Consider the following 26,318-nt stretch of genomic DNA (forward strand, 5'->3'; position numbering starts at 1 on the left):
ACGCCGAGGATGCCATGTCGATGCGACACCCTCGGCGACCCGCGTCTCGCTACACCGGCCACCCTGTGCGCGCATGACTCCGTGCGCGTCGCGTATCCGGGGACGTGCGGCGAGACCGCATCGTCAGGACAGTGTGGGCGCAGTGGCGATGGCGTGATCGATCACCTTGAGCGCGGCCTCGCGCTCGGCACCGTCGACCACCAGGCGCGGCGCGCGCACGCGCTCGCTGCCCAGGCCCACTTTTTCCTGCACCAGTTTGATCAACTGCACGAACTTGGGCACGGTGTCCAGGCGCAGCAGCGGCAGGAACCAGTCATAGAGTTCCTTGGCCGCCGGGTAGCCGCCATCGCGCGCGAGTTCGAACAGGCGCACCGATTCCTTCGGGTAGGCGTTGACCAGGCCGGCGATCCAGCCCTTGGCACCCATGCTCAGGCCTTCGACGATGGCATCGTCCATGCCGACCAGCAGCGCCAGGCGGTCGCCCAGCAATTCCTGCAGCGCGGCGAAGCGACGCACATCGCCCGAGGACTCCTTCACTGCCTGCAGGTTGGGGAATTCGGCGGCCAGCTCGGCAATCTGCGCCGGGCCGAAGTCGGTCTTGTAGGCCACCGGGTTGTTGTACAGGATCACCGGCAGGTCGGTCGCGGCGATCACCGCGCGCACATGCGCGCCCATCTCGCGCCAGTCGGTGGAGTAGACGTAGGGCGGCAACACCATCAGCCCGCCGCAACCGAGCTCCTTGGCCGCCTTGGCCAGCGCCACCGCCTCACCGCTGGCCAGGCTGGCGATGCCCGGCACCACCGGCACGCGGCCGTCCAATGCGCCGATCAGCGTCTTGAGCACGGCGATCTTGTCGTCCACGCTCAAGGTGGCCGCTTCGCCCAGCGAACCCAGCGGCACGATCGCGGTGCAGCCGGCGTCCACCAGTTGATTGGCGTGCTTGCCCAGGAAGGCGTGGTCGATCTCGCCGGAGGCGGTGAACGGGGTGGTGATGGCCGGCAGCACGCCGTGCCAGAACGCAGCAATACTCATGGATGATTCCCTTGCGAGTCGGAAGTGAACGGGTCGGCCAGCGCCGCGAGGCGGACCGGGAACAACGGCGGCCGGCGGCCGGCGTCGGTGGAAAACGCGGGCGGGCACCGCCCCAGTTCGGCCAGTGCGGTGCCGCAGATGCGGCCCTGGCAAGCGCCCATGCCGCAACGCGAGGCGAGCTTGGCATCGCGGGCATCGTCGAAGTTGTCCAGCGCAGCCAGCGGCACGTCTTCGCAGCGGCACACCAGCGTGTCGGGCCGGGCCAGCGTGTGGATGCGTGGATGCAGTGCGAACTGCCGCTGCAACAGCTCGGCAAACGCACGCGCGGCACGCCGCCGCGGCTGCAGCCGCAGCGCAGCGTCCGGTGCGTCGGCAGCCATATGCCCGGCCATCGCACCTTCGACCAGTGCGCAATCGCGCCCGCCGATGCCGCAGGCCTCGCCCGCTGCAAAGACCTGCGTGACGCTGGTGCGTAGCAAGGCATCCACCTGTACCTGCTGATGCGCGCCGCAGGCGTCGAGCTGACACCCCAGCAACTGCGCAAGTTCGGTATTGGGCACCAGGCCATAGCCCACCGCCAGTTGATCGCAGGCGACACGCCTGCGGCCGGCTGGCCCTTCCATTTCGATTTCGCGCAACTGCGTGTCGCCGTGTGCGGCAACCACGATGCTGCCGGCGCGATAGGCCACCGCACGCAACTGCAGGCGCAGCGCAACCGCCTGCGCCGCCTTGCCCGGCCAGCGCCACAGTTGCAGCGCAAACTGCCGCAGTGCGGCTGCCGAGGTCTGTTCGTGGATGCCGAGCACCTGTGCGCCATGCCGCTGCAAGGTGGCCGCACTGGCCAGCAGCAGCGGGCCGCTGCCGGCGACCACCACGCGCTTGCCGGCCAGCGGCCAGCCCTGTTTTGCCAGCGCCTGCGCCGCGCCGGCGCCGGTCACCCCGGGCAAGGTCCAGCCGGGGAACGGCAGCAGCAACTCGCGTGCGCCGGTGGCCAGCACCAGCGCGGCGTAATGCAGTTGCAGGGTGCCATCCGGGCCATCGGCCAGCAGCCAGCCCGGCTGCGCCAGCAGGATCTGCGTGCGCGTCAGCAGCGTGATCGACGCCGCGCCCTGCACCTGCTGCAACAGCGTGCGCGCATCGGCGGGCGCGCCATGCCGCACGTCGCTGCGCCACACCTGCCCGCCGGCACGCGGCTGCAGGTCGACCACGCCGACCCGCACGCCATGACCGGCCGCGGCCTGCGCCGCCGCCAGCCCGGCCGGGCCGGCGCCGATCACCAGCACATCGAAATGCTGCACGCGCTCAGCCATCGGTGCGTACCTGCATGCCGTCGCGCGCATCCACCAGGCAGGCGCGTTGCTGGCCGATGCCGTCGATGCGCACCCGGCATTCGAAACACACGCCCATGCCGCACAACGGCGCGCGCGGCTGGCCACTGCACGACTGCCGGAACTGCAGCGTCGCCTGCGCCACCGCCGCGGCCACGCTGGCGCCGGCCGGCACTTCGACCGCTTGCGCGTCCACGTGCAGGCGCACCGTGGCGCTCATGCGGCGGCACCGTGCACGGCGCGCGCCGGAGCGTACGGGCTGGGGTCGATGGCCGGGGTGCGCCCGAGCAGGCTGTCCACGATCACCCGTGCGCTCCCCAGTGCCGTGGTGACCCCCAGCCCCTCGTGACCGGCGGCCACCCAGACATCGCGCCGGCCAGGCACCGCCCCGAGATACGGGCGCCCGTCCGGGGTCGCCGGGCGCAGCCCGGTCCACACCCGGATCGCCTGCAACTCGCGCAGCACCGGCAGATAGGCGAATGCGCGCTGCAGCATCTGCTGCAGCACCGGCAGCGACAGCGCGCGGTCGTGCTCGCCGAACTGGCGCGAGGAACCGATCAGGATCTGACCGGTCGGCCGCGGCTGCACATTGAAGGCCACGCTGGTGGCGTCGGCGCCATGCGCCGAATCGGCGTAGCCCAGCTCCAGCAACTGATGCCGGATCAGCCCCGGATGGCGGTCGGTGATGACCAGATGGCCCTTGCGCGGGCGCAGCGCCAGCTCGGGCAACAGCTGCGGCAAGGCCACGCCGCTGGCGACCAGCACCGGGCCGCCCAGCAGCTGGCCATCGTCCAGGCGCACCCCCTGCGCCTGCAACTGCGCCACCTTGCGGCCGGCAAACAGCTGCGCGCCCGCCTTGCAGGCCAGGCTCACCAGATGCCGCGCCACCCGCGGCGGATACACCACGGCCTCACCCGGCACCAGCATGCCGCCGGCCAGGCCCGGCACCAGGTGCGGCTCCAGCGCGTACAACCGGCCGGCATCGATCGCGTCGGCCTGCAGGCCGGCCGCCGCCAGCCGCGCGATCTTGGCCGGCACCGCCGCCAGTTCGCGCGCATCGCGGGCCACCCACAGCGTGCCGCAGCGGCTGAATTCTGCCTCGCTCAATTCGGCGAACCGCTCCCACAAACGCAGCGAGTACGCCGACAACGCCAGCTCGGCCAGATCGTCGTCCATTGCCACCAGGTGCCCCATCGCCGCGGCGGTGGAACCGCCGCCGATCGGCCCCGGCTCGACGATCGCCACCCGCAGCCCTTCGCCGGCCGCCGCCTCGGCGCAGGCCGCCCCGACGATGCCCGCGCCCACCACGATCAGGTCGTAGCTGCGTCGCGTGCCGGCAGCGGCCGGCACGCTGCCGGTGTGCGCGGCTGGCGCGTCCGCGGCGGCCAGCGCCGCGCCGGGCAAGGGGGCGGCCGCAGCAGACGCTGCGCCGGCATGTCCCTCCTGCGCGCGCAGCTGCTCGTCCATCAGGCCACGATGCCCCAGGCGAACGGGTCGGCCGGGTCGATCAGCAGCTGCGATCGCGCAGTGAGGTAGGCCTGCCCGCTGATGCGTGGCGCAATGCCGCGCCCGCTGAGGCGGTAACTGCCCTCGAAGGCGCTGCCCAGGATGCCCTGCTGCACCCATTGCTCGCCCTCGCCCAGCTTGCCGTCGGCGGCCAGGCAGGCCAGCTTGGCGCTGGTGCCGGTGCCGCACGGCGAGCGGTCGTAGGCCAGCCCCGGGCACAGCACGAAATTACGTGCCACGCCGCTGCCATCGGGCGCGGCGCCATTGACTTCGATATGGTCGATCTCGCCACCGGCCTCGCCGGTGATGCCGGCCGCTTCCAGCGCCAGCCGGATCGCTTCGGTATAGGCGGTCAGTTCGCGCTGATGCGCCAGCTCAAGCGCGCACGGCGCCTGCCCGGTGATGAAGAACCAGTTGCCGCCCCAGGCCACGTCGCCGCGCACCCGGCCATGACCGGGCACGTCCACGTCCACACCCGCCGCGAAGCGGTAGCTCTCGACGTTGTCGACCGACACCGTGCCGTCTTCGGCCAGTTCCACGCCCACCGTGCCGACCGGCGTCTCGATGCGGTGCCGGCCCGGCGCGATGCGCCCCAGCTCGGCCAGCGTGCGCACCACTCCGATGGTGCCGTGCCCGCACATGCCCAGGTAGCCGACGTTGTTGAAGAAGATCACCCCGGTGCAGGCGTCGGGGTCGCGGGCCGGCAGCAGCAAGGCGCCGACCATGGTGTCCGAGCCGCGCGGCTCGCAGGCAATCGCGCTGCGCCACGGGTCGAAGTCGCGGCGAAACCGCTCGCGGCATTGCGCCAGGTCGCCATCGCCCAGATCGGGGAAGCCGGAGAGGACCACGCGGGTAGGTTCGCCGGCCGTATGGGAGTCGATGACGTCGATGGTGTGCATGGCTCATGCTCCCACTGCCGGCGGCCGGACGACTAGCGTCCAATGCGAGTTGCAAATGCGGAAATCCGCACAATCGACAACCCGGTTCACAGCCCCGCGTTTGCGCTAGGATCCATACAGGGCCGCGCCTTTCGTGCAGCCGTCAATCGTGATCTCCACCATGACGCCGATGGACCTCAACCTTCCCGCGCTGGAAATGCAGACGCTGTTCGATGCACTGCCGGACGTGGTGTTCTTCATCAAGGACAGCGAGGGCCGCTACACCCATTGCAACCTGACGCTGGTACGCCGGCTCGGGCGCAAGCTGCGTAGCGACATCATCGGCCGCTCGCCACTGGAAGTGTTTCCGCTGCCGCTGGGAGGCAGCTACATGATGCAGGACCGCCGCGTGCTGTGTGGCGAGCTCATCGACAACCAGCTGGAAGTGCATCTGTATCCCAACCGCCTGCCCGGCTGGTGCCTGACCTTCAAGCGCCCGCTCTGCGAAGCAAACGAGGTGATCGGCGTGGTCGGCATTTCGCGCGACCTGGGCCAGCCCGACAGCCGGCACTCGGCCTACGAGCGGCTGAGCCAGGTGATGGACCACATGCAGGCCAACTTCGGCGACAACCTGCGCGTGCAGAGCCTGGCCGACCTGGCCGGCCTGTCGGTGGCGCAGCTGGAGCGGCACTTCCGCCGCGTGTTCCAGGTGACCCCGCAGCAACTGCTGACCAAGCTGCGGATCGAATCGGCGATGCGGCTGCTGTATGGCGAGGACAGCATCGCCAGCATCGGGCAACGCTGCGGCTTTGCCGACCAGAGCGCGTTCGCGCGTCAGTTCAAGGCAACCGTCGGCATGACCCCGCGCGATTACCGTGCGCTCAAGGGGCAGTTGTAGGCACGCAGACAGGCCCCGACACCGCGCTGGCACAAATGCCGAATTCGGCAGCATCGATGGTGCCGTGGCGGTGCAGATCGCCAGGGCTGTTGCGCAGCCGTTGCGGCGCGCCGGCCATGGCCCGCACAGGACCCCGCTGAAGCGCGCGTCAAGGCGAGACCAGACCCGGATGATAGAATTCGGGGTTTCCCCTACTGCGTTGCCAATGGCCAGCTTTTTCCGCCGTAACAAGCCAACCACGCCCGACAGCGCGCGTACCTCGCGCTATAGCCTGGAAGAACTGGCAGCCGCATTCCCCACCGCACCTTCCGCCGCCACCCCGGCGTCGCCGGTCGAGGCAATGCCGACCGCCGAACCCGGCACGTCGGCAACGACGGCAACGACGGCACCGCCCGCCCCCGCCGCACCCGCACGCAGCGAACCGATAGCGCAGACACCCGCCGCACCGCCGCCCGCCGCCGCACCGGCCGAACGGCATGCGCAGGACATCGCCGCGCGGACCGGCCAGGCGCAGAGCGTTGCCGCAGTCCCCGGCGCACCCACGCCGCCGGCAACACCGGCGCCTTCGGCGCTGCAGGCGCTGCCCGATCCGGCTCCCGCTGCCGCGCCGCGTCCGTCCACTGCAGTGGTGGTGCCGCCGGTGGTCGTGCAGCCGCAGAGCGCCCCCGTACCGCCGGCTGGCACCGCCACGCCTTCGCAAAGCAGCACGCCCGCCGTTGCACCCTCGACCACAACGCCTGCGGTCGTTGCACCCGTCGTGGCGGCGCCTGCCGCAGTCACCGCGGCACCCGCAGCGGCGCCGGTCGCCGCCCCGCCGCCCGGCGTCGTCGCCCCGGCCGTGATCGCCGCCCCGCCGGCCACCACCTCCATCGACGACGGCATCGGCGGCCAGCGCGATGCGCTACCGGCCGCCCCGGCCGGCAAACCGGGCTGGCGCGACCGCCTGCGCAACAGCAGCTTTGCGCGCAGCTTCGGCGGCCTGTTCTCGCGCAATCCCAAGCTCGACGACGACCTGCTCGACGAGATCGAAACCGCGCTGATCACCGCCGACGTCGGTATCGGCGCCACCACCGCCCTGGTGGAGGGCCTGCGCAAGCGCATGAAGTCGCGCGAGTTCGTCGATGCGCAGGCGATGTTCAAGGCCTTGCGCGCCGACCTGATCGCGCTGCTGCAGCCGGTCTCCAAGCCGCTGGTCATCGACCGCGCGGCCAGGCCCTTCGTGGTGCTCACCGTCGGCGTCAACGGCGTCGGCAAGACCACCACCATCGGGAAGCTGGCCAAGCGCTTCAAGGACGACGGCAACAGCCTGATGCTGGCGGCCGGCGACACCTTCCGCGCCGCCGCGGTGGCGCAGCTGCAGGCCTGGGGCGATCGCAACGGTGTGGCCGTGATCGCGCAGGGACAGAACGCCGACGCCGCCTCGGTGGCGTTCGACGCCCTGCAGGCCGCCAAGGCGCGCGGCACCGAGGTGTTGATCGCCGACACCGCCGGCCGCCTGCACACCCAGACCGGGCTGATGAACGAGCTGGGCAAGATCCGCCGCGTGCTCGGCAAGATCGATGCCGCCGCGCCGCACGAAGTGCTGATGGTCATCGACGGCACCACCGGCCAGAACGCCATTTCGCAGCTGCGCCAGTTCCATGCCGCGGTCGGTGTCACCGGCCTGGTCGTGACCAAGCTCGATGGCACCGCCAAGGGCGGCGTGGTGTTCGCCCTGGCGCGCGAGTTCAATATCCCGATCCGCTTCGCCGGCATCGGCGAACGCCCGGAAGACCTGCGTGTGTTCGACCCGGTCGCCTTCGTCGATGCCTTGCTGCCGGAAGCCCTGGGCAGCTGAGTGGAAGACACCTGCCCGCATCTGCAGCCGCTGTGCGCACAGGCGCTGCAGGCCGGCTGCACGGTGAGGGCGGTGTCCCGCGACTGGTCGCGTGCCAGACGTGTCCTGGAGTTTGCCCAGCCCCTTCCGGCGGCGCTGCGCAGACAGGCCCGCGCCCATCCGGCGGTGGTCTACTACCACGCACCGGCCGCACCACACTGGCCTGGCGATGAGGGCGTTTTCTGCGAACAGTGCCTGGTCGGAATGGCCTTTCCGCTGCGCTGAGCGGCCCCGCCGCCGCAGCCACGCAGCCGGCCCCGCCCCGACGCCATTGCCCTCCATCGCCAGCAGAGCCCATGCCAGCCGACCACGCCACTCCCACCACCGACGCTTTCGTCGACCGCGTGCTGCACTGGTTCGACGGCCACGGCCGCCACGACCTGCCCTGGCAGCATCCACGTGCGCCGTACCGGGTGTGGCTGTCGGAAATCATGCTGCAGCAGACCCAGGTCGCGGTGGTCATTCCGTATTTCCAGAAGTTCGTCGCCCGCTTTCCGACCCTGGCCGACCTGGCCGCCGCCGACAACGACAGCGTGATGGCGCATTGGGCCGGGCTGGGCTACTACGCACGCGCACGCAACCTGCACGCGGCCGCCAAACAATGCGTGACCCTGCACGATGGCGAACTGCCACGCGATGTCGACGCCTTGCTCGCCCTGCCCGGCATCGGCCGCAGCACCGCCGGGGCGATCCTCAGCCAGGCCTGGAACGACCGTTTCGCGATCATGGACGGCAACGTCAAGCGCGTGCTGACGCGCTTCCACGGCATTGCCGGCTATCCCGGCCTGCCGGTGATCGAAAGGCAGTTGTGGCAACTGGCGACGACGCATGTGGCGCACGTGCCGGTCGGCCGCCTGGCCGACTACACGCAGGCGCAGATGGATTTCGGCGCCACGCTGTGCACGCGCGCCAGACCGGCCTGTGTGCTGTGCCCGCTGCAGGACGCTTGCGTGGCACGCCGCGATGGCCTGGTGGAGGCACTGCCCACGCCCAAGCCCGGCAAGACCCTGCCCGAGCGCGAAGCCACCGCGCTGCTGCTGGAAAACGCAGACAGGCAGATCCTGCTGCAGCGCCGCCCGCCGACCGGCATCTGGGCCTCGCTGTGGACGCTGCCGCAGGCCGAGACCGATGGCGGCATGCGCGCATGGTTCGACACACACATCGATGGCAACTACGACCGCGCCGACGAACTGCCGCCGATCGTGCACACCTTCAGCCATTACCGCCTGCATCTGCAGCCCTTGCGCATCGGCAAGGTCGCGCTGCGCCCGGCGCTGCGCGACAATGACGCTCTGCGCTGGGTCGCCCGCGCCGATCTCGCCGCGCTGGGCCTGCCGGCGCCGATCCGCAAACTGCTCGACGCCCTCTAGGCGCGCACCCAAAGGAATCCGCATGTCCCGCACCGTGTTCTGCCAGTACCAGCAATGCGACACCGAAGGCCTGGATTTCGTGCCGTATCCCGGCGAGCTCGGCCAGCGCGTGTTCGCGCAGATCGGCAAGAGCGCATGGCAGGCGTGGCTGGCGCACCAGACCATGCTGATCAACGAGAACCGGCTCTCGCCACGCGATCCCAAGCACCGCGCGTTTCTCGAGGCCGAGCTGCAGAAGTTCCTGTTCGAACGCAATGCCGACAAGCCCGATGGCTATGTCGCGCCGATGCGCGAAGAGTAAGCGCGGCAGGATTCGACGCCGCTCACCGACGGCTGCGCTCGTGCCGGGCAGGCGCGGCCAGTGCATGCCATCGGCGTGCATCGCGTGTGCCGTGCGGATCCTGCGCCGTTTACGCAAGCGGAAGGATTGCTCGCCACGACTGGCTGACCGTTCCTGAGCGGGAGTCCGCCTGGCGCAGCGCAGCGCATCCCCGGCAGTGCAGCGGCACTGCACGATCGCCGACCAGCTGCAACCGACATCCGGGTATCGCAATGCCCGGATGCGCGCCGCTCAGCCGACGCCGGTGGGCCCGTCCAGCAGCATGCGGATCCGCTTGAGCAACTCCTTCTGCGTGTACGGCTTGTTGACCACGTCGAATTCCGCACCGCCGACGTCGGTGCGCTCGATGCTGGCATCGGCATAACCGGTGGTCAGCAGCACCTTGATCCTGGGCAACATGCGCCGCGCCTCGCGGGCCAGCACCACCCCATTCATGCCGCCGGGCATGATCAGGTCGGTAAACACCGCGTCCACTTCCGGATGCTGTTCCAGCACCTCGACCGCCTCGCGTCCGCTGGATGCGGTGAGGATGCGGTAACCGGCATCCTCCAGGAACATCTGCGCCACCACCGCCACATCCGGCTTGTCTTCCACGATCAGGATGGTCTCGCTGCCGCCCTTGTCGATCGCGCGGCCCTTGGCTGCCAGCAGTTCGTTCTCGAACTCGCTGGAGGCAGGAAAGTACAGCCGCACCGTGGTGCCCTCGCCCACTTCGCTATGGATGCGCACGGTGCCGCCGGACTGCTTGACGAAGCCATACACCATCGACAGGCCCAGGCCGGTGCCCTGCCCTTCGTCCTTGGTGGTGAAGAACGGCTCCATCACCCGGCTGGCGACGTCCGGCGGCATGCCCGAGCCGGTGTCGCTCACCGCCAGGCTCACATAACGGCCCGGTGCCAGCTGGTGATACATCGCCAGATCGTGGTTGGTGATTTCCACATTCTGCGTCTGCACCGTGACCTGCTTGCGCTCGACCTGCGCCATCGCATCGCGCGCATTGATCAACACGTTCAACAGCGCCACTTCGGCCTGGGTGGTATCGATCTGGCAATTCCACAACTGCTCGTCCAGCGACTGCTGCATGGTGATGCCACCGCCCAGCACGCGCTCGGCCATGTTGTTCATGCCCGCCACCAGGCCATTGAGGTTCACCACCCGCCCGCGCAACTTCTGCTTGCGCGAAAACGCCAGCAGCTGCTGCGTCAGCGTGGCCGCCTTGGCCGCCGCCGCGGCCGCGTGCTCGGCACTGAAGGCGATGCGCTGCGCATTGTCGCCGCCCTTGTTGGCCATCATCTGGATCACTTCCAGATGGCCGGCCATCACCTGCAGCAGATTGTTGAAATCGTGCGCAATGCCGCCGGTCAGCTGCCCCAGCGCTTCCATCTTCTGCGCCTGGCGCAAGGCGTCCTCGGCATCGCGACGCCGGCTCACATCCAGCTGCGAGCCGAAGAAGTACACCAGACGGCCGCTCTCGTCGAACACCGGCGAGACGAACAGCGCATTCCAGAACGACGAACCGTCCTTGCGGTAGTTCAGCACTTCGGTGGCGAATTCGCGCCGGTTTTCGATCGATTCGCGGACATCGTCGATGCTGGAGCGATCGGTTTCCGGTCCCTGCAGGAAGCGGCAGTTGTTGCCGATGATCTCGTCGGCCGAATACCCGGTCATTTCCAGGAATGCCCGGTTGGCGAACACGATCGGATTGTCGGGCAGATGCGGATCGGTCACCGTCATCGGCATCCGCGTGGTTTCCACCGCCGCAAAGAAGATGTCCGAGCGACGCTTGTCGACAGGAAGGCTGCGCGATTCGCCGATGTGAGGCGCCCGTGGCTCGACGTGACCAGAATCGTTCAAGTGCATGTTCTCCGCGGGGCCATTCCCGTGGCGATAGTCTAGTCGGGGCCGGTGAGCTGATCCCTCACATCCATGAGCCTTTCCCGTACGGCCGCCCCTGCCGATGCAACCCGACGCGTCTGACACAGCACGTGCTGCTGCGGCGCCCGCTTTGGCAACACGTCGATGCCCTCCGCACCGGCTACCATCAGCCCCATCCCAGCAGCACCGGCACGCTGCGCGATTATCCGTGCATGGCCCGGGCCACCGCGAAGCATGGGGCGAGCCGTCGCCACACGACCGGCGCGCATGCAAGCGCGCGGCTGTGAGCCATTGCCTGCACCGTCGCTTGCTGAAAAAGCTGGTGAATGGTGCCGCGACAGGCCGTCCGTGGCCGGCAGGTGCAGCAGCGGTTTTGCCGTAGCATGCGCGGGCAGCAAGCAGCTCCTGCGCTTCATTCGGCCATTCCGGCGCCGTTGCGCGCGTCTTTCCAGCCAGCGCAGGCTCTGGCGATCATGCGATGCCACCATGCCGGGCTATCAGACCCAGATTCACGCGTTGACCTTCGGGCAACTGACCTACGTCATCCGCGCACTTGCCGACAAGCAGCAATACGCCGATCCGGACGAGAGTGCGGCCGATGCCGGCATCTCCTCGGCGCAATGGAGCCTGTTCGGACAGGTCTGGCCTGCCGGCCGGCTGCTGGCCGAAGCAATGGCCACGCGCCCGATCGACGGCAGGCGCATTCTCGAACTCGGCTGCGGCCTGGGGCTGGCCAGCCTGGTGTTGCGCAGGCGCGGCGCCGACGTGGTCGCCAGCGACCATCACCCGCTGGCCGAGGTGTTCCTGGCGTACAACGCGGCGCTCAACTCGCTGGACTCGGTGCCGTATCGCCGGCTCGACTGGGATGCCGGGGCGCTGAACACGGGCCAGTTCGACATGATCATCGCCAGCGACGTGCTCTACGAGAGCCGCCACGCCAGCATGCTGGCCACCCTCATTCCCGCACTGGCCAAGCCCTCGTGCGAGATCGTCATCAGCGACCCGGGCCGCGGCAATGCCAATGCGCTGTCGCGCATGCTGGCGGACATCGGGTTTTCACTGGTCGCCGGCGAGCGCCAGGCCGCGGCCCAGGTGACCAAGGCGCCGCGCCTGTTCGTCTACCGGCGCAACATGGACAACTGGTGGCCGGCGGGCGGCTGACCGGTTGGCCGCGCCACTCCGCTGCAGGCGTGCCGGCAGACGGCGCAACCTGCCGGCACCATCGACAAACCAGAGCGCACCGTCCGGCGCCGCAGTAGCGGCGGCGGACCTCAGAGCCGGTATTCCTTGGGGTCCAGGAACTCCGCCAGACACGACCCCACGCGCAGCGCCTGCTCGCGCGCATCGCCGCGGTACTCGCCCTGCCCTGCGCCTTCGATGGTGGCGATCGGCGAGGGGTGGTCGCGGTGGTACACGAACGCCGTCGACGACCACTGCGTCTGTCCAGGGGCCTGACTTTCCATCGTTTCCACGCGGAACTCACCGCAGTAGCCGTGAATCAACGTGCGTCGAAGTGTTCTGTGCGTCATGCGCGGAAGTATCACCATGCGCAGTTGAAGACCACGTGGAAACCCGCCGCGCGCCGGCAGCGCGCGCCGGCCGCAGCCCCTTGCGCCACTCCCCCGACGCAGCCTGCCAGCCATTCCCAGGACGCGATTCACGCACCGCCCAGACGCAGCGCGGGCAACATCGACCTCGACATCGTCCGGACGCATGCGAAACGGCGGCCGGCAAACGCAGCAAAACCCGCCCGCAGCAAACGCTGCGACGTGGCGCCGACATGAGTTGAAAGAGGGGAGTGCATCTCCGGCGGTTGCCGGGAAGCCTTGCGAACGAAGGCTTGAAAAAAATGGTGGCCGAGGACGGAATCGAACCGCCGACACGGGGATTTTCAATCCCCTGCTCTACCAACTGAGCTACTCGGCCACTATCGCAACATGCTGCCTGCGTTGCGAGGACGCGCATCATAGCGAGCAGGCGCAGTTTGGGCAAGCCTTGCGATGAACTTTGTTGCGGGCCGGCGCAATGCCCATGCTTTCCTGCAACGGTTCACGCCGCGCGGCGGGCGGCATGGCCTAGCCTGCGCAGGTCCCGAGGAGATCGTCATGCGCCTGCCCCGCCTGCTGTTGTCGTTCGCCTTGCTGCTGCCGCTGGCGGCTGCCGCCCAACCGCCGGTACGCGCAGTGCCGCAACTGGACATCTCCCGCTATGCGGGCCAGTGGCACGAGATCGCGCATCTTCCGGTGTCGTTCCAGAAGAAGTGCCGCCGCGATATCACTGCCAGCTACACCTTGCGCGACGATGGCCTGATCGGCGTGCGCAACGGCTGCCGCACCGCCGATGGCGAGCTGACCCAGGCCGACGGGGTGGCGCGCCCGGTCGCTGGCCAGCCCGGGCAGCTGCGGGTGCGCTTCGCCCCTGAATGGTTGAGCTGGTTGCCGCTGGTGTGGGCCGACTACTGGGTGATCGCGCTCGACCCGGATTACCAATGGGCAGTGGTCGGCGAACCGGAGCGCAAGTACCTCTGGATCCTGTCGCGTTCGCCGCAGATGCCGCGCGCGCAGTTCGAGCAGCTCAAGGCCCGGGCCACGCAGATGGGCTACGACCTGTCGCCGCTGATCGTGGCTGCGCCGCTGCCCTGACGCTTGTGGCCGGCCCGCCGCGCGCGGTACCGCAACACACGCCTTCCCTGCACACGCAGGGGGCAAGGCAGCAAGGCAGCAAGGCAGCAACCGTACTGCGTAGTATTCTTGGCGCCGCCTCATCCCGCCAAGGACTTCAGCACATGCCTCGCGCCTATCGTCTCCTGATTGTTTCGCTGGCCTGCGGCCTGTTGCTGAGCGCCTGCGGCGGTGCGGTACGCCGCGTGTCCGAGCCGGCCGCCAGCATCCAGCAATTGACCGTGCGTGCCGATGGTTCCTGGTCGGTCGATCTGCGGCTGCAGAACTACAGCAGCATCCCGATGCAGTTCGAGCGCGTGGCGCTGGAGATTTCCGCCGGCGATCAGGTCGCCGGCAAGCTCGACCAGAGCGTCGGCATCTCGATCGGCCCGGAAACCGCCGACGTGGTGACCGTCAGCGTGCAGCCGACCTCGCTGGGCCGCATCACCGTCGCCGACGTGCTGGCCGGTGGCCGCTCGCTGCCTTACGCGCTCAAGGGCACGGTGTGGGCGACGCCGCAGGACAAGAAGCAGCGCGATTTCAGCGTCGAGTCGCGCAATACGCTCAGCCCGGCCCCGGGCCTCAACGGCGTGCTGCGCTGACGCGCACGCCTTCCCGCACTCGTTTGAAGGATCCCGCATGAGCAGCTACACCGCCCCGCTGACCGATTTCCGCTTCGCCCTGCACGACGTGCTCGGCGCGCAGGACCTGTTTGCCCGGCTCGGCTATGCCGATGCCAGTACCGACATCATCGACGCCGTGCTCGAAGAGGCCGGCCGCTTCACCGCGCAGGTGCTGGCGCCGCTCAACAGCATCGGCGACGAAATCGGCTGCGCGTTCGACAAGGGCACCCACGCGGTGACCACCCCGCCCGGCTTCCGCGCCGCCTACGACCAGTTCGTTGGCGCCGGCTGGAACGGGCTGACCGCCGAGACGCAATTCGGCGGCCAGGGCATGCCGCACACGCTGGGCGTGCCATTGAGCGAAATGATCAACGCCGCCAATCTGGCCTGGGGCAACTTCCCGCTGCTCTCGCACGGCGCGATGGAAGCGCTGCGCCAGCATGGCGAAACCTGGCAGCAGGACGTGTTCCTCAAGCCGCTGATCGACGGCCGCTGGACCGGCACCATGTGCCTGACCGAGCCGCATTGCGGCACCGACCTGGGCCTGCTCAAGACCCGCGCCGAGCCCAACGCCGACGGCAGCTACGCCATCACCGGCACCAAGATCTTCATCACCGCCGGCGAGCACGATCTCACCGACAACATCGTGCATCTGGTGCTGGCCAAATTGCCGGACGCACCGGCCGGCGCCAAGGGCATCTCGCTGTTCGTCACCCCCAAGTTCAAGGTGGACCGCGACGGCAACGTGGGCGAGCGCAACGCGCTGCACTGCGGCTCGATCGAGCACAAGATGGGCATCAAGGGCTCGGTGACCTGCGTGATGAACTTCGAAGGCGCGCAGGGCTACCTGGTCGGCCAGCCGCACAAGGGCCTGCAGGCGATGTTTACGATGATGAACACCGCGCGCCTGAGCGTGGGCCTGCAGGGCATCGGCCTGTCCGAGCGGGCGTACCAGAACGCCCTGCGCTATACCCGCGAGCGCCTGCAGTCGCGTGCGCTCAGCGGCGCCAAGGCGCCCGACAAGCCGGCCGACCCGATCATCGTGCATCCGGACGTGCGCCGCATGCTGTTGACCATCAAGTCGCTGACCGAAGGCAGCCGCCTGCTGGCGCTGCACGCGGCCAGCCTGGTCGATGTCGCCCATCGCGGCGCCACCGAACAGGAACGCGCCGATGCCGAAACCCTGGTGAGCTTCCTCACCCCGATCTCCAAGGCCTGCCAGACCGAGTGGTCGATCGAGAACACCTACCACGCGCTGCAGTGCTTCGGCGGCCACGGTTACATCCGCGAATACGGCATGGAGCAGCTGGCCCGCGACGCGCGCATCACCACCATCTACGAAGGCACCACCGGCATCCAGGCACTGGATCTGATCGGCCGCAAGACCGCTGCCAGCCAGGCGGCCGGACTGAAGCTGTTCCTGGCCGATGTGGAAAGCTTTGCCAATGCGCAGGAAGGCAACGCCGCGCTGGCCGAGTTCATCAAGCCGCTGCGCGACAAGTGCAGCGAGTGGGCGATGCTGACCCGCGACGTGCTCGATCGCGCCGCGCGCAACCCGGACGAACTCGGTGCCGCCAGCTACGACTACCTGTTTTATTCCGGTTACGTGGTGCTGGCGTACTGGTGGGCGCGCAGCGTGGCCGCGGCCGATGCCTCCGCGCACAGCGAGGACTTCAAACGCGCCAAGCGCGAAACCGCACGCTTCTACTTCGCCCGCGTGTTGCCGCGCACGCTGACCCATGCCGCCACCATTCGCAGCGGCGCCGCGCCGTTGATGACGCTGGAAGCGGAGCTGTTCGGCGAAGCCTGAGCAAGCGCCCTCCTCGCGGCGGACTGCCGCCGTCGTAGGAGCGGACCTGGCCGCGACGAGGCATGACCGATCAACGAGACGTCGCGCCCAGGTGCGCTCCTACCACAACCTCACAGCACCCCACCGCCGTCGTAGGAGCGGACCTGGCCGCGACGAGGCATGACCGATCGACAAGACGTCGCGCCCAGGTGCGCTCCTACNCAACCTCACAGCACCCCACCGCCGTCGTAGGAGCGGACCTGGCCGCGACGAGGCATGACCGATCGACAAGACGTCGCGCCCAGGTGCGCTCCTACCACAACCTCACAGCACCCCACCGCCGCCGTAGGAGCGGACCTGGCCGCGACGAGGCATGACCGATCGACAAGACGTCGCGCCCAGGTGCGCTCCTACGGCAACCTCACAGCATCCCAACGCCGTCGTAGGAGCGGACCTGGCCGCGACGAGGCATGACCGATCGACAAGACGTCGCGCCCAGGTGCGCTCCTACGGCACCTCACAGCACCCCACCACCGTCGTAGGAGCGGACCTGGCCGCGACGAGGCATGACCGATCGACAAGACGTCGCGCCCAGGTGCGCTCCTACGGCACCTCACAGCACCCCACCACCGTCGTAGGAGCGGACCTGGCCGCGACGAGGCATGACCGATCAACAAGACGTCGCGCCCAGGTGCGCTCCTACAGCAACCTCACAGCACCCCACCGCCGTCGTAGGAGCGGACCTGGCCGCGACGGGCATGACCGATCAACAAGACGTCGCGCCCAGGTGCCCTCCTACGGCACCTCACAGCACCCCACCACCGTCGTAGGAGCGGACCTGGCCGCGACGAGGCATGACCGATCAACGAGACGTCGCGCCCAGGTGCNCTCCTACGGCACCTCACAGCACCCCACCACCGTCGTAGGAGCGGACCTGGCCGCGACGAGGCATGACCGATCAACGAGACGTCGCGCCCAGGTGCCCTCCTACGGCTAAACCAGGCCCTCGACGCGCCCAAGGATCGATCCCGCAGCACGCAAGCATCGCAGCCGCGCGGGCACGTGCTGATCCCCTGATTGCAAGACGCGCGCCACGGCCCGTCGCTGCGATACACAAACTGTCAACGATCGGGTATAAGCTGTTTTCCCGATGGAGACAGACACGCACGCAGGTGATGTGATCGTCCCCGGAGGCTCCTCAGCCCCGGTCGCGGGCAGCGCTGTCGCTGCAATCCAGCAACTTCCCACCTTGCGCCTGCTCTCGCTCGATGCGCATGGTCGCGTTCTGGACTGGATCAACTGGCAGGACGCTGCCTGCCTGTACGCGCGCGATGCGGTGTCCTGGACCTTGGGCGAGCCCTGCATGCAGATCCACGGTGGCATCTCGCGGCTCACCGGCGAGCGCAGCACGCTGGCATTGCATCCCATCATCGCCGCACGCGGGCACGCCCGTTCGCGCGCGCTGGACCCGACGCCCACCCTCAGCAACACCGCCCTGTTCGCGCGCGACGCGCAGCTGTGCATGTATTGCGGCCAGCACTTCAGTCGCCCGCAGCTGACCCGCGATCACGTCATGCCGGTCTCCAAGGGCGGCCGCGACAGCTGGGAGAACGTGGTCACGGCATGCTTCCAGTGCAACTCGCGCAAGGCCAACCGGACGCCACAGCAGGCGCACATGCCGCTGCTGGCGGTGCCGTACCGGCCGAGCTGGATCGAGCACCTGATCCTGTCCAACCGCAACATCCTGTCCGACCAGATGGCGTTCCTGCGCGCGCAGTTGCCCAAGCGCTCGAAACTGTCGCTGTAGGCCGCCACCGGCTGGCACGACACGACGCTCCGGCTGGATCGCCGGGACAGGCGTCGGGATCGTCCAACCGACATGTAGCAACGCGTGCATTGGCGGGCGCGTCGACTCGACGCAATCCGCAGCCCGCAGCTCCTCCACGCAATGCGCCGCCCTACCGCTGCGTCAATCATCGCGGCGACCCGGCCAGCCGGCCGCCGCTCAGCCACGCAGCCTCGCAGCCTCGCCGGCCGGTGTTCCAGGCCCTTGGACCCGTGCGGCGGATTGCCGCACCCGGGTCCAAGAAGGCAGCGCGCGCGCCTGCACTGACGACCGTGCCCGGGCCATCACTTCCCGCTGACAGCTGAACCGGTTTGCTTGCCGGGCCTTCGCATGGGGAGGACAATACGGCTTCAGAACATTGACACGATGATGATCGACTCCACCCGCTACCCGCGCCTGTCCCGCATCCAGACCCCCGACGATCTGCGCACGTTCGACGAGGCCGATCTCACCGCGATCGCCGAAGAGCTGCGCGCCTACCTCATCGAATCGGTGGGCAAGAGCGGCGGGCATTTTGCGGCCGGCCTGGGCGTGATCGAACTCACCGTCGCCCTGCACTACCTGTATCAGACCCCGGTCGATCAGCTGGTCTGGGACGTGGGCCACCAGACCTATCCGCACAAGATCCTCACCGGCCGCCGCGACCAGATCCACACGGTCAAGCAGAAGGACGGCGTGGCGCCGTTCCCCAAGCGCGAAGAGAGCATCTACGACACCTTCGGCGTCGGCCATTCCTCGACCTCGATCTCGGCTGCGCTGGGCATGGCGATCGCCGCGCAGCGCAGTGGCGACGAGCGCAAGGTGGTGGCGGTGATCGGCGACGGCGCGATGACCGCCGGCATGGTCTACGAGGCACTCAACCATGCCGGCGGCATGGACCCGGAGCCGAACCTGCTGGTGATCCTCAACGACAACCGCATGTCGATCTCCGAAGCGGTCGGCGGGCTGACCAAGATGCTGGGGCGTGCCAGCGGCAGCCGCACGCTCAACGCCATCCGCGAGGGCGGCAAGAAGATCCTCGGGGACAAGAAGAACAACCCCACCGCGCGCTTCGTGCGGCGCTGGGAAGAACACTGGAAAGGCATGTTCGTGCCGTCCACGCTGTTCGAGGAAATGGGCTTTCACTACACCGGCCCGATCGACGGCCATGACCTGCCCGGCCTGGTCGGCGCGCTGAAGACGCTCAAGACCCTCAAGGGCCCGCAGCTGCTGCACGTCGTCACCACCAAGGGCAAGGGCTACGAGCTGGCCGAAGGCGACCAGATCGGCTACCACGCCGTCGGACCATTCGACCCGAGCAAGGGCCTGGTCGCCAAGCCCGGCGCCAAGAAGCCGACCTATACCGATGTCTTCAGCGACTGGGTCTGCGACATGGCGGCGGCCGAGCCCAGGCTGCTGGTGATCACCCCGGCGATGCGCGAAGGCTCGGGCCTGGTACGTTTCAGCAAGGAATACCCGCAGCGCTATTTCGACGTGGCGATCGCCGAGCAGCATGCGGTGACGCTGGCCGCCGGCATGGCCACGCAAGGCGCCAAACCGGTGGTGGCGATCTACTCCACCTTCCTGCAGCGCGGCTACGACCAGCTGGTGCACGACGTGGCGGTGCAGAAGCTCGACGTGCTGTTTGCGATCGATCGCGGCGGCGTGGTCGGCCCGGATGGCGCCACCCACGCCGGCAACCTGGATCTGAGCTTCCTGCGCTGCGTCCCGCACATGGTGGTGATGGCGCCGGCCGACGAGGCCGAATGCCGTCAGATGCTGACCACCGGCGTGCGTTACGAAGGCCCGGCGGCCGTGCGCTACCCGCGCGGCACCGGCCCGGGCGTGGCCCTGGATGCCTCGCTGACCACCCTGCCGATCGGCAAGGCGCAGCTGCGTCACAGTGGCAGCCGTATCGCCCTGCTGGGCTTTGGCGCCAGCGTGGATGCGGCCGAAGCGGTCGGCCGCGAACTTGGCCTGACCGTGGTCAACATGCGCTTCGTCAAACCGCTCGACAAGGCCATGCTGCTGGAGCTGGCCGCCAGCCACGAAGGCTTCGTCACCATCGAAGACAATGTCGTCGCCGGCGGCGCCGGCTCGGGCGTGGCCGAACTGCTCAACGCCGAAGCGGTCACCCTGCCGATGCTGCACCTGGGCCTGCCGGACAGCTTCCAGCACCACGCCAGCCGCGAAGACCTGCTGGCCGAGGCCGGCATCGACCAGGCCGGCATCCGCGCCGCCGTGCTCAGGCGCTGGCCGCAGCTGATGGCAGGCAAGGCGCCCACGTTGAACGCGGCTGCGGGCTGAGGCCCGCGCTGCTTGCACGCAGCGGTCGTTGCGGCAGGCGGTTGGAAAATCGCCGGCCGGTCCCGGCAATGCCATGTGCGGCGTATTGACGCTGATGGATTGGCGCCGGGCGTGACCGATCCGCCTGGTGGGACATCAGAGCTGCGGCACCGCCCCGGTACGCGCGAACGCATCCACCAGCCGCACGATGCGCGCCTGCGCCTCGATGTCGCGCAGTTCTGCCTGCAATCTACCCACGCCCGCCGGCACCCCGGTGGCAGCAAGCGCCTGGCGCAACAACGCAGGCAGGTCATCCAGCTTGCGCAACCACCGCGACGCAGCTGCGCTGTGCAGGCGCGCGGCGTGATCGAACTGGTCGTAATCCAGCGGATAGACGAGCGACGGCAATCCCGCAGCCAGGCAGGCATACAGGATGCCGGCACCGCCATGGTGGACGACCAAGTCGTAGCGATGCAGCTGCCGTGCGTAGTCCACGTACGGCAGGCGCTGGTAGTTGCCGTGTGCCTGCGCTGGCGGCGCGGCGGTATCGCCATCGCTGAAGTGGAAGATCACCTGCGGGAACTGCACGGCCACCGCACGCAGTACCTGGTCCATCCGCTGCTTGACCCACTGCAGGTGCGTGCCCAGCGTCACCAGCACGTGCCGACGACCGGGGACGAACGGCGGCGGCGCCACCGTCGAGGGCGGCGTGCACAGCTGCGGCCCGACGAAGCGCACCGCCGCAGGCCAGCGCCGGGCCAGCTCGAACGACGGCAGCCCCAGGGCCAGGATGCAGTGCGGCGAATACACCGCCTCGCTGCGGTCGTTGCGATAGATCGCCGGCAATCCGGCTGCACGCATCTGACCGCGATAACACAGGTGCAGGCTCCGTTTGAATCCACGCGTCAGCCGCCGCGCCACGGCATGCCAGATCCGCTGCCGTGCCGTGGATGCCGGAAGCAGACCACCGAAATACGCCGGCGGCCCGTCGCCGGTTTCGATCACGCAGGGCGACGGCATGCTGGTCCACCAGGCGATGCCCATCGCCTGTGCCGCCAATCCCGCGCTGGGCAAGGTGAAGTCGGCGATCACCAGGTCCGGCCTGCGGTCGCGCCAGCGCTGCCGGACCGCATCGCCCAGCCGCGCCATCAGGCCGAGCGCCTCGTGCAACTGGCGGCGCAGCCGCAAGGGGTTGTGGCCCACCGCATACGGCGGATTGGCGATCTCGCGTAACTGCCGGTCGGCTTGCGCGTCCAGCACGCCGACGCCGCTCAGCCCGCAGGCCTGGATGCGCGCCAGTGCCGCCGGCGTGCTGATGACGTGGACCTCGTGATGCGGCGCCAACTGCAGGGCGATCGCCAGGATCGGATGCAGATGCCCACTGTACGGGGGTGCGATCAGATCAATGCGCATGGTCCCTCCCCTGCACTGCCTGCTCGATCTGCGCGACAAAGGCCTGGCACTCGGCCAGCACCGCTGCATCGCGCAGATAGTGCAGATGCCCGCATGCCGGTCTCAGATCTGGCGCAGCGCCGAACAGCAGGCGCGAGATCCAGTCGCCACGGCCCTGGACGATGCGCAGCTGTCCGAACGTCGCAGGCGCAGTGCATACCGGGCCATAGGCAAACACCGCAAGACGCGCGCGCAGCGCCTGCGGCAGCTGCAACGCGGTCAGCAGCTGCAGGCCACAACTGCCGGCCAACAGCACCGTCCTCGGCGCCTGCTCCAGCAGCGCCACCACGCGCATGCGATCGGCGTCCGCGACGCGTGCGCCGCGTGCGGCCAGATACTGGCGCGCGTTGCACACGCTGGCGCGCCACAGCGGTGTGCGCCGGTGCGGTAGGCCAGCGGAGCGATACGGATAATTGCAGTCGATCAGCCGCCGGCCTTCGCCTTGAAGCTGGTGCAGAAACTGCTGTTGTTCCCCGCTCAACGCGCAGCGCTCCGGATCGCTTTGCCCGGTGAGGAAGGCCACCTGCAGGCCGGCGCCGTCAGTCCGCACGGAAACGTCCATCCGGCAACACGCGATAACGCCGGGTGCGCCAGCGGATCGTGCGCACCAGCGCGGCATGCAGCAGATGCAGCGGCTGCAGGCACTCCGCGACAACCGACAGCAACGGACGGTGGCGCACCGCCCCGGTCACCCGCCATTGCACCAGGCACAGCAGCAGCGCACGCAGCAGCACGGTGCCCAGCACGCCGGCCGCTGCCGGCCAGCTCGCCTGCACGCAGGCACAGGCCAGCAAGGCCAGCAGCAGCAACGGCGGCAGCCCCTGCAGCACGCCGATCGCCAAACGCACGCCGACGGTCTGCCGACGCAGCAGGATCGATGCGAACAGCATCCATCGATGCATCTGGCGCGCATAGCTGGCCAGATCCGGCAGCGCGGTGCGCATCGCCACCGGCGCGACGGATTGGCGGAGTCGCCCGCCGCGCTCACGCACCAAGGTGGCAACGGCCAGATCGTCGGTGAGCTGGTCGAGCAACGCGGCAAAGCCGCCCCAGGCGCGCAGTTGCTCGGTCCGCGCGGCATAGCACATGCCGTTGATGGTCAGCGGCGCGGCGAACGGCAGCCAACCGAGATAGGTCAGCGCCGCATTGTTGTTGACGAACTGCGACAACAGCCGGCCTGCCAGCGTGCTGCCGTCCTGGTAGTACGGCAATGCAGTCACCACATCGGCGTCGGCCAGATCCTGCAGCAGGCGTGCGAGCGCGCCGGCGCCCAGTTGTGCGTCGTCGTCGAGGATCAGGCTGATCGGCGCCTGCACATGCGCCAGCGCGTGGTCGAGCTTCCAGGCCTTGGGGTTGATCCCGGCCGGCGCGGCCGGCACCTGCATGCGCGCGATGCGTACATGCGGATGCAGCGCCACCAAGGCGTCGGCAACCGCATTTCCCGGGCCATCGTCTGCATCCAGCAACCAGACAAACTGCGCATCCGGCAGCGCTTGCAGGTTGGTGGCTAGCACCTGCTGCAACTGCGCATCGCCCCCCAGCACCGGCTGCAGGATCGCCACCTCGGCCTGGGTTGCGCTGGCGCCACCCGGTGGCAGTGTGCGCGCACCACGCAGCACCCACAGCACTGCAGCCGTCTTGACCGTCAGCACCGCCAGGTAGGCGGCTGCCACTATCGGAACGACTACGCCCACTGCGCCGCCTGCCAACGCACGAATGCCTCGATGCCTTGTTCCAGACTGACGCTGGGCGGCCCGAGATCGGCAAGCGTGCGTCGTGGATCGAAGGTCTTGGAATAGGCGAACGCCCCCACGCCGAAGCGCGTGATCGGCGGCTCGCCGCGCAGGCGCAGCACGCGATAGGCCGCTTCCACCACGCTGGCCATGCGCAGTGCGGTGGCGATGCGCACCTCGCGTCGCGGCAGCGGCAGCTGCAGGCGCGTGAGCAGGTCCAACAGCAACTGCTGCAGATCCACCGGCTGCGCATTGGTGAGGTTGTAGGCCGGCTGCAACTGCGGCGCCGTCGCCGCGCGATAGAGGTAATCGCACAGCGTGTCGATGTAGATCAGGTCGCCGATCACCGGCTGCGTCTGGCCGACGAAGCGTGGCAGCGCGCCCTTGCGTGCAGCGGCGATCACACGCGGGAACAGCACCGTGTCCCCCGGCCCGAACACCGCACGCGGGCGCAGCACGCAGGTGTCGCCCGGATAGTGCTGCAGCAGCGTTTCGCCCAGGTACTTGGTCTGCGCGTAGGTGTTGACGAACGCCGGCCCGATCGGGCTGTCCTCGCTGAGGTCGTATTGATGCGCCTCGCGATAGAACACCGAACTGGACGACACATACAGCAGACGCGGGCAGCCGTGACGCTTGCAGAAGTCGATGACGTTGGCGGTGGCCTGGACGTTGTGCCGCTGGAACTGCGCGCGCGTGCCCCACGGCGAGGCCAATGCCGCGGCGTGGATCACCACGTCCGGCTGCCACGGCAGCGCGAACGGCTGGCTCAGATCAATGCGATGGTAGTTGGGCAGATCGCTGGCACGACGACCGATGCCGTGGATCTCCACACCCGGCTGCTCCTGAAAACGTCGCAGGAAGGAACCACCGACAAAGCCGGACGCGCCGGTCACGAGAATACGCAGGCTCATCGCCACTCCGGTTGATAACGGTCAAGACTGGGTTGGCAATGCGACGGCAGGATGGCCAACTCGGGATGGGCAAGCGACAGCGCGTGCAATTGCTGCACGGTGCGCCGGAACGCGTGCCAATCGTGCATCAACAAGCGCGTGGGCCAGGCCGGCCACTGCAGCGTCGCCCAGGTTGCCGACGACCACACCGCATCGGCGCACAGCAGCACCTCGCGGTCGTGCTGGTCGCGCACCCACAGTCCCATCTGCCCGGGTACGTGCCCGGGCAAGGGCACCGCCAGCACGCTGCCGTCGTCGAACAGATCGTAGGCCGCGCCCAGGCCCTGCCAGGCGCCGGTCAGCGCGCGCATCGGTGCCTGCTCGGCAAACTGCAGGCGCCGATCGAAATCCTCGGGGAGCAGCTGGGGCAACAAGGCACGCCGCAGGCCGCCGATGCGTGAACAGGCACGCAGCTGTTGATGATCCGCGCGCAGGCAGATGAAGCGGGCGTTCGGCAGATCACGCAGGCCGCCGACATGGTCGGCATGGAAGTGCGAGATCAGGCACCAGGCGATCTCCTCCAGCTGCACGCCGCGGCGTGCCAGCTGTGCGCCCAGCGTTGCGTGCGCGGGCAGGCGCACCGGCGTGGTCCAGCGATACAGGCGCTCGGGCCAGGGATCGGTCGCGCGGAAGAAATGCGCGGCATACCCGGTGTCGTACAACAACGCGCCGCGCTGCGGATGCCGGATCAGCACGCTCAACGCGGGGAATTCCACCGCATGCCAGTGGCCGTCCGCACGCACCATGCGCTCGCAGTGGCGGCAATGGCCGATACGCAGCAACTCGAGCGACACGCGCGGCGGCATCAGCGCGCGACCTGGTCGGGACATGCGCACACGCCCTAGTACCGCAACACCATGCCGCCGATCGCCAGCCCGGCCCCGGTGCCGAGCAGCGCGAACAGATCGCCGCGCTGCAGGCGTTGCTCGACCCGGGCGTGATGCAGTGCATGCGGCAGCGAGGCGGCGACCTGGTTGCCGGTGTCCTGCAGGATGCGGATCACCTGATCGGGACGCAGCCCCAGCGCCTGCACCACATGCTCCAGGCCGCCGCCGGAGGCCTGGTGCGGCACCAGGCAGCGCAACGCTGCGGTGCTGGTGCCGGCCTCGCGCAGCAGCTGTTCCCAGAAGGCAGGCAGCTGGCGTGCCGCGAACCGGTAGGCACCGCGCCCATCCATGCTGAAGCTGCGCAAGGCATCGGGCGCCTGCTCTTCGCCACGCGGATAGCGCGTGCCGCCGCCACGAATGCGGCACAGCTCCGCGCCATCGCCGTAGCTGGCCAGGCGGCTGGACAGCAGCGCCGAGCCATCATCGGCGGCGCTGCGCGTCACCACCACCGCGGCCGCCCCGTCGCCGAACAAGCCGGCCGTGGCCGGCGTCGACGCATCCAGCCCAGCCGATGCCACTTCGCTGGAGACGATCAACACGCGCCGGTAACGCCCGAGCGCCAACGCATTGGCGGCCATGTCCAGCGCCACCAGAAAGCTCAGGCAGGTCGCGTTGACGTCGAAGGCAGGAATGCCCGAATCGCCCAGCCCGAGCGCGCGCTGGATCAGCACCGCCTGGCAGGGAATCGGCTGCTCCATGACGCTGCAGGCCGAGATCAGGCAATCGATCTGATCGGCGTCGATGCCCGCGCTTGCCAGCGCCTGGGCCGCCGCCGCCGCCCCCATCGACGAGGCCGTCTCGCCCTCGCCCACGTAATGGCGCGTAGCCACCCCCGAGCGCGCGAAGGTGGTGCCCGCCGGCAGCTGCCAGCGTTGATCCAGCTGTTGCGAGGTCACCTCCGTCGCGGGGACATGGCGCCCGGTGCCCAGGATGCGCAGCGGCAATGCGTTCAACACGGAGGTCTCGTTGGACAAGGCGCGCAGCATACCGTGGCGGGCGTGGGCCGAGCC

Annotated in this window: 23 protein-coding genes and 1 tRNA gene; 10 read left to right on the top strand and 14 right to left on the bottom strand. The window is 68.8% G+C overall.

All coding sequences use genetic code 11. The annotated features are described in order from the left end of the window. Nucleotides 1–123: 123 nt before the first annotated feature. The 5 genes from C0541_RS06755 to C0541_RS06775 are packed head-to-tail and all read right to left on the bottom strand — an operon-like array spanning nucleotide 124 to nucleotide 4,765. Nucleotides 124–1,032 (bottom strand): dihydrodipicolinate synthase family protein, encoded by a 909-nt coding sequence (locus C0541_RS06755; RefSeq protein ID WP_115046884.1) that lies wholly within the window; start codon nucleotides 1,030–1,032, stop codon nucleotides 124–126. After that, on the bottom strand, nucleotides 1,029–2,342 hold the full coding sequence (locus tag C0541_RS06760; RefSeq protein ID WP_115046886.1) for an NAD(P)/FAD-dependent oxidoreductase: 1,314 nt from the start codon (nucleotides 2,340–2,342) through the stop codon (nucleotides 1,029–1,031). The genes C0541_RS06755 and C0541_RS06760 overlap by 4 nt, the downstream gene beginning before the upstream one ends. Continuing rightward, complete coding sequence (locus tag C0541_RS06765; protein WP_024937895.1) at nucleotides 2,335–2,580, bottom strand: 2Fe-2S iron-sulfur cluster-binding protein; 246 nt, start codon at nucleotides 2,578–2,580, stop codon at nucleotides 2,335–2,337. Before C0541_RS06765 ends, C0541_RS06760 begins: the two co-directional genes overlap by 8 nt. Beyond that, a complete protein-coding gene (locus C0541_RS06770; protein ID WP_115046888.1) occupies nucleotides 2,577–3,827 on the bottom strand; it encodes an NAD(P)/FAD-dependent oxidoreductase in 1,251 nt (416 codons plus the stop codon). Before C0541_RS06770 ends, C0541_RS06765 begins: the two co-directional genes overlap by 4 nt. Beyond that, on the bottom strand, nucleotides 3,827–4,765 hold the full coding sequence (locus C0541_RS06775) for a proline racemase family protein (RefSeq protein WP_115046890.1): 939 nt from the start codon (nucleotides 4,763–4,765) through the stop codon (nucleotides 3,827–3,829). Before C0541_RS06775 ends, C0541_RS06770 begins: the two co-directional genes overlap by 1 nt. Before the next feature lie 160 nt (nucleotides 4,766–4,925). On the opposite strand from C0541_RS06775, the gene C0541_RS06780 reads away from it, so the two are divergent. The 4 genes from C0541_RS06780 (at nucleotide 4,926) to C0541_RS06800 (ending at nucleotide 9,189) form a co-directional block, all read left to right on the top strand. After that, nucleotides 4,926–5,642 (top strand): AraC family transcriptional regulator, encoded by a 717-nt coding sequence (locus tag C0541_RS06780; RefSeq protein ID WP_115046892.1) that lies wholly within the window; start codon nucleotides 4,926–4,928, stop codon nucleotides 5,640–5,642. Between the two features lie 205 nt (nucleotides 5,643–5,847). Next, nucleotides 5,848–7,479, top strand: a complete 1,632-nt coding sequence (gene ftsY / locus C0541_RS06785) for a signal recognition particle-docking protein FtsY (protein ID WP_161959920.1) — start codon at nucleotides 5,848–5,850, stop codon at nucleotides 7,477–7,479. 335 nt (nucleotides 7,480–7,814) lie between these two features. After that, nucleotides 7,815–8,888 carry an A/G-specific adenine glycosylase gene (mutY, locus tag C0541_RS06795; protein WP_115046898.1) on the top strand — a complete coding sequence of 358 codons (1,074 nt, stop codon included), beginning with the start codon at nucleotides 7,815–7,817 and terminating at the stop codon, nucleotides 8,886–8,888. Nucleotides 8,889–8,910: 22 nt separating this feature from the next. Beyond that, nucleotides 8,911–9,189, top strand: a complete 279-nt coding sequence (locus tag C0541_RS06800; protein ID WP_104647961.1) for an oxidative damage protection protein — start codon at nucleotides 8,911–8,913, stop codon at nucleotides 9,187–9,189. Nucleotides 9,190–9,459: 270 nt separating this feature from the next. Here the strand turns inward: C0541_RS06800 and C0541_RS06805 are convergent, their stop codons facing one another. Next, a complete protein-coding gene (locus C0541_RS06805; protein ID WP_115047354.1) occupies nucleotides 9,460–11,082 on the bottom strand; it encodes a hybrid sensor histidine kinase/response regulator in 1,623 nt (540 codons plus the stop codon). A 507-nt stretch (nucleotides 11,083–11,589) separates the two neighbouring features. On the opposite strand from C0541_RS06805, the gene C0541_RS06810 reads away from it, so the two are divergent. Next, on the top strand, nucleotides 11,590–12,264 hold the full coding sequence (locus C0541_RS06810; RefSeq protein WP_115046901.1) for a class I SAM-dependent methyltransferase: 675 nt from the start codon (nucleotides 11,590–11,592) through the stop codon (nucleotides 12,262–12,264). 110 nt (nucleotides 12,265–12,374) lie between these two features. On the opposite strand, the gene C0541_RS06815 is transcribed toward C0541_RS06810, so the two are convergent. Then, complete coding sequence (locus tag C0541_RS06815) at nucleotides 12,375–12,632, bottom strand: hypothetical protein (RefSeq protein ID WP_046343205.1); 258 nt, start codon at nucleotides 12,630–12,632, stop codon at nucleotides 12,375–12,377. A 321-nt stretch (nucleotides 12,633–12,953) separates the two neighbouring features. After that, a tRNA-Phe gene (locus C0541_RS06820) sits at nucleotides 12,954–13,029 on the bottom strand. A 179-nt stretch (nucleotides 13,030–13,208) separates the two neighbouring features. On the opposite strand from C0541_RS06820, the gene C0541_RS06825 reads away from it, so the two are divergent. From C0541_RS06825 to dxs, 5 genes are all read left to right on the top strand, one after another. Further along, nucleotides 13,209–13,745, top strand: coding sequence for a lipocalin family protein (locus tag C0541_RS06825; RefSeq protein ID WP_115047356.1), 537 nt, complete (start codon nucleotides 13,209–13,211; stop codon nucleotides 13,743–13,745). A gap of 143 nt (nucleotides 13,746–13,888) precedes the next feature. Next, a complete protein-coding gene (locus C0541_RS06830) occupies nucleotides 13,889–14,365 on the top strand; it encodes an LEA type 2 family protein (RefSeq protein ID WP_115046903.1) in 477 nt (158 codons plus the stop codon). Between the two features lie 37 nt (nucleotides 14,366–14,402). Beyond that, nucleotides 14,403–16,196 (top strand): acyl-CoA dehydrogenase C-terminal domain-containing protein, encoded by a 1,794-nt coding sequence (locus C0541_RS06835; protein WP_115046906.1) that lies wholly within the window; start codon nucleotides 14,403–14,405, stop codon nucleotides 16,194–16,196. Nucleotides 16,197–17,325: 1,129 nt separating this feature from the next. Then, nucleotides 17,326–17,982 carry an HNH endonuclease gene (locus C0541_RS06840; RefSeq protein ID WP_115046908.1) on the top strand — a complete coding sequence of 219 codons (657 nt, stop codon included), beginning with the start codon at nucleotides 17,326–17,328 and terminating at the stop codon, nucleotides 17,980–17,982. A 408-nt stretch (nucleotides 17,983–18,390) separates the two neighbouring features. After that, nucleotides 18,391–20,307: a 1-deoxy-D-xylulose-5-phosphate synthase gene (gene dxs, locus C0541_RS06845; RefSeq protein WP_115047358.1), complete on the top strand. Its 1,917-nt coding sequence runs from the start codon at nucleotides 18,391–18,393 to the stop codon at nucleotides 20,305–20,307. Between the two features lie 135 nt (nucleotides 20,308–20,442). Here the strand turns inward: dxs and C0541_RS06850 are convergent, their stop codons facing one another. From C0541_RS06850 to C0541_RS06875, 6 genes are read right to left on the bottom strand one after another with little or no spacing between them, the layout of a single operon-like run. Further along, nucleotides 20,443–21,699, bottom strand: coding sequence for a glycosyltransferase (locus C0541_RS06850; protein ID WP_115046910.1), 1,257 nt, complete (start codon nucleotides 21,697–21,699; stop codon nucleotides 20,443–20,445). Continuing rightward, nucleotides 21,689–22,300: a hypothetical protein gene (locus C0541_RS06855; protein WP_115046912.1), complete on the bottom strand. Its 612-nt coding sequence runs from the start codon at nucleotides 22,298–22,300 to the stop codon at nucleotides 21,689–21,691. The genes C0541_RS06850 and C0541_RS06855 overlap by 11 nt, the downstream gene beginning before the upstream one ends. Further along, nucleotides 22,278–23,432, bottom strand: a complete 1,155-nt coding sequence (locus C0541_RS06860; protein ID WP_115047361.1) for a glycosyltransferase family 21 protein — start codon at nucleotides 23,430–23,432, stop codon at nucleotides 22,278–22,280. Before C0541_RS06860 ends, C0541_RS06855 begins: the two co-directional genes overlap by 23 nt. Further along, on the bottom strand, nucleotides 23,423–24,382 hold the full coding sequence (locus C0541_RS06865; protein WP_115046914.1) for an NAD-dependent epimerase/dehydratase family protein: 960 nt from the start codon (nucleotides 24,380–24,382) through the stop codon (nucleotides 23,423–23,425). Before C0541_RS06865 ends, C0541_RS06860 begins: the two co-directional genes overlap by 10 nt. After that, entirely contained in the window at nucleotides 24,379–25,227 is an 849-nt protein-coding gene (locus tag C0541_RS06870) for an MBL fold metallo-hydrolase (RefSeq protein WP_115046916.1), read from the bottom strand. Before C0541_RS06870 ends, C0541_RS06865 begins: the two co-directional genes overlap by 4 nt. A 35-nt stretch (nucleotides 25,228–25,262) precedes the next feature. Further along, complete coding sequence (locus C0541_RS06875; RefSeq protein ID WP_161959921.1) at nucleotides 25,263–26,294, bottom strand: 3-oxoacyl-[acyl-carrier-protein] synthase III C-terminal domain-containing protein; 1,032 nt, start codon at nucleotides 26,292–26,294, stop codon at nucleotides 25,263–25,265. Nucleotides 26,295–26,318: the final 24 nt, after the last annotated feature.

Source organism: Xanthomonas arboricola, from assembly GCF_003353015.1.
In the GTDB taxonomy this organism is placed as follows: domain Bacteria; phylum Pseudomonadota; class Gammaproteobacteria; order Xanthomonadales; family Xanthomonadaceae; genus Xanthomonas; species Xanthomonas arboricola_E.

Bases quoted from the DNA above. Each gene is read 5' to 3' on its own strand.
- C0541_RS06755 (WP_115046884.1), bottom strand. From the start codon at position 1,032: ATGAGTATTGCTGCGTTCTGGCACGGCGTGCTGCCGGCCATCACCACC.
- C0541_RS06760 (WP_115046886.1), bottom strand. From the start codon at position 2,342: ATGGCTGAGCGCGTGCAGCATTTCGATGTGCTGGTGATCGGCGCCGGC.
- C0541_RS06765 (WP_024937895.1), bottom strand. From the start codon at position 2,580: ATGAGCGCCACGGTGCGCCTGCACGTGGACGCGCAAGCGGTCGAAGTG.
- C0541_RS06770 (WP_115046888.1), bottom strand. From the start codon at position 3,827: ATGGACGAGCAGCTGCGCGCGCAGGAGGGACATGCCGGCGCAGCGTCT.
- C0541_RS06775 (WP_115046890.1), bottom strand. From the start codon at position 4,765: ATGCACACCATCGACGTCATCGACTCCCATACGGCCGGCGAACCTACC.
- C0541_RS06780 (WP_115046892.1), top strand. From the start codon at position 4,926: ATGACGCCGATGGACCTCAACCTTCCCGCGCTGGAAATGCAGACGCTG.
- ftsY (WP_161959920.1), top strand. From the start codon at position 5,848: ATGGCCAGCTTTTTCCGCCGTAACAAGCCAACCACGCCCGACAGCGCG.
- mutY (WP_115046898.1), top strand. From the start codon at position 7,815: ATGCCAGCCGACCACGCCACTCCCACCACCGACGCTTTCGTCGACCGC.
- C0541_RS06800 (WP_104647961.1), top strand. From the start codon at position 8,911: ATGTCCCGCACCGTGTTCTGCCAGTACCAGCAATGCGACACCGAAGGC.
- C0541_RS06810 (WP_115046901.1), top strand. From the start codon at position 11,590: ATGCCGGGCTATCAGACCCAGATTCACGCGTTGACCTTCGGGCAACTG.
- C0541_RS06815 (WP_046343205.1), bottom strand. From the start codon at position 12,632: ATGACGCACAGAACACTTCGACGCACGTTGATTCACGGCTACTGCGGT.
- C0541_RS06825 (WP_115047356.1), top strand. From the start codon at position 13,209: ATGCGCCTGCCCCGCCTGCTGTTGTCGTTCGCCTTGCTGCTGCCGCTG.
- C0541_RS06830 (WP_115046903.1), top strand. From the start codon at position 13,889: ATGCCTCGCGCCTATCGTCTCCTGATTGTTTCGCTGGCCTGCGGCCTG.
- C0541_RS06835 (WP_115046906.1), top strand. From the start codon at position 14,403: ATGAGCAGCTACACCGCCCCGCTGACCGATTTCCGCTTCGCCCTGCAC.
- C0541_RS06840 (WP_115046908.1), top strand. From the start codon at position 17,326: ATGGAGACAGACACGCACGCAGGTGATGTGATCGTCCCCGGAGGCTCC.
- dxs (WP_115047358.1), top strand. From the start codon at position 18,391: ATGATCGACTCCACCCGCTACCCGCGCCTGTCCCGCATCCAGACCCCC.
- C0541_RS06850 (WP_115046910.1), bottom strand. From the start codon at position 21,699: ATGCGCATTGATCTGATCGCACCCCCGTACAGTGGGCATCTGCATCCG.
- C0541_RS06855 (WP_115046912.1), bottom strand. From the start codon at position 22,300: ATGGACGTTTCCGTGCGGACTGACGGCGCCGGCCTGCAGGTGGCCTTC.
- C0541_RS06865 (WP_115046914.1), bottom strand. From the start codon at position 24,382: ATGAGCCTGCGTATTCTCGTGACCGGCGCGTCCGGCTTTGTCGGTGGT.
- C0541_RS06870 (WP_115046916.1), bottom strand. From the start codon at position 25,227: ATGCCGCCGCGCGTGTCGCTCGAGTTGCTGCGTATCGGCCATTGCCGC.
- C0541_RS06875 (WP_161959921.1), bottom strand. From the start codon at position 26,294: ATGCTGCGCGCCTTGTCCAACGAGACCTCCGTGTTGAACGCATTGCCG.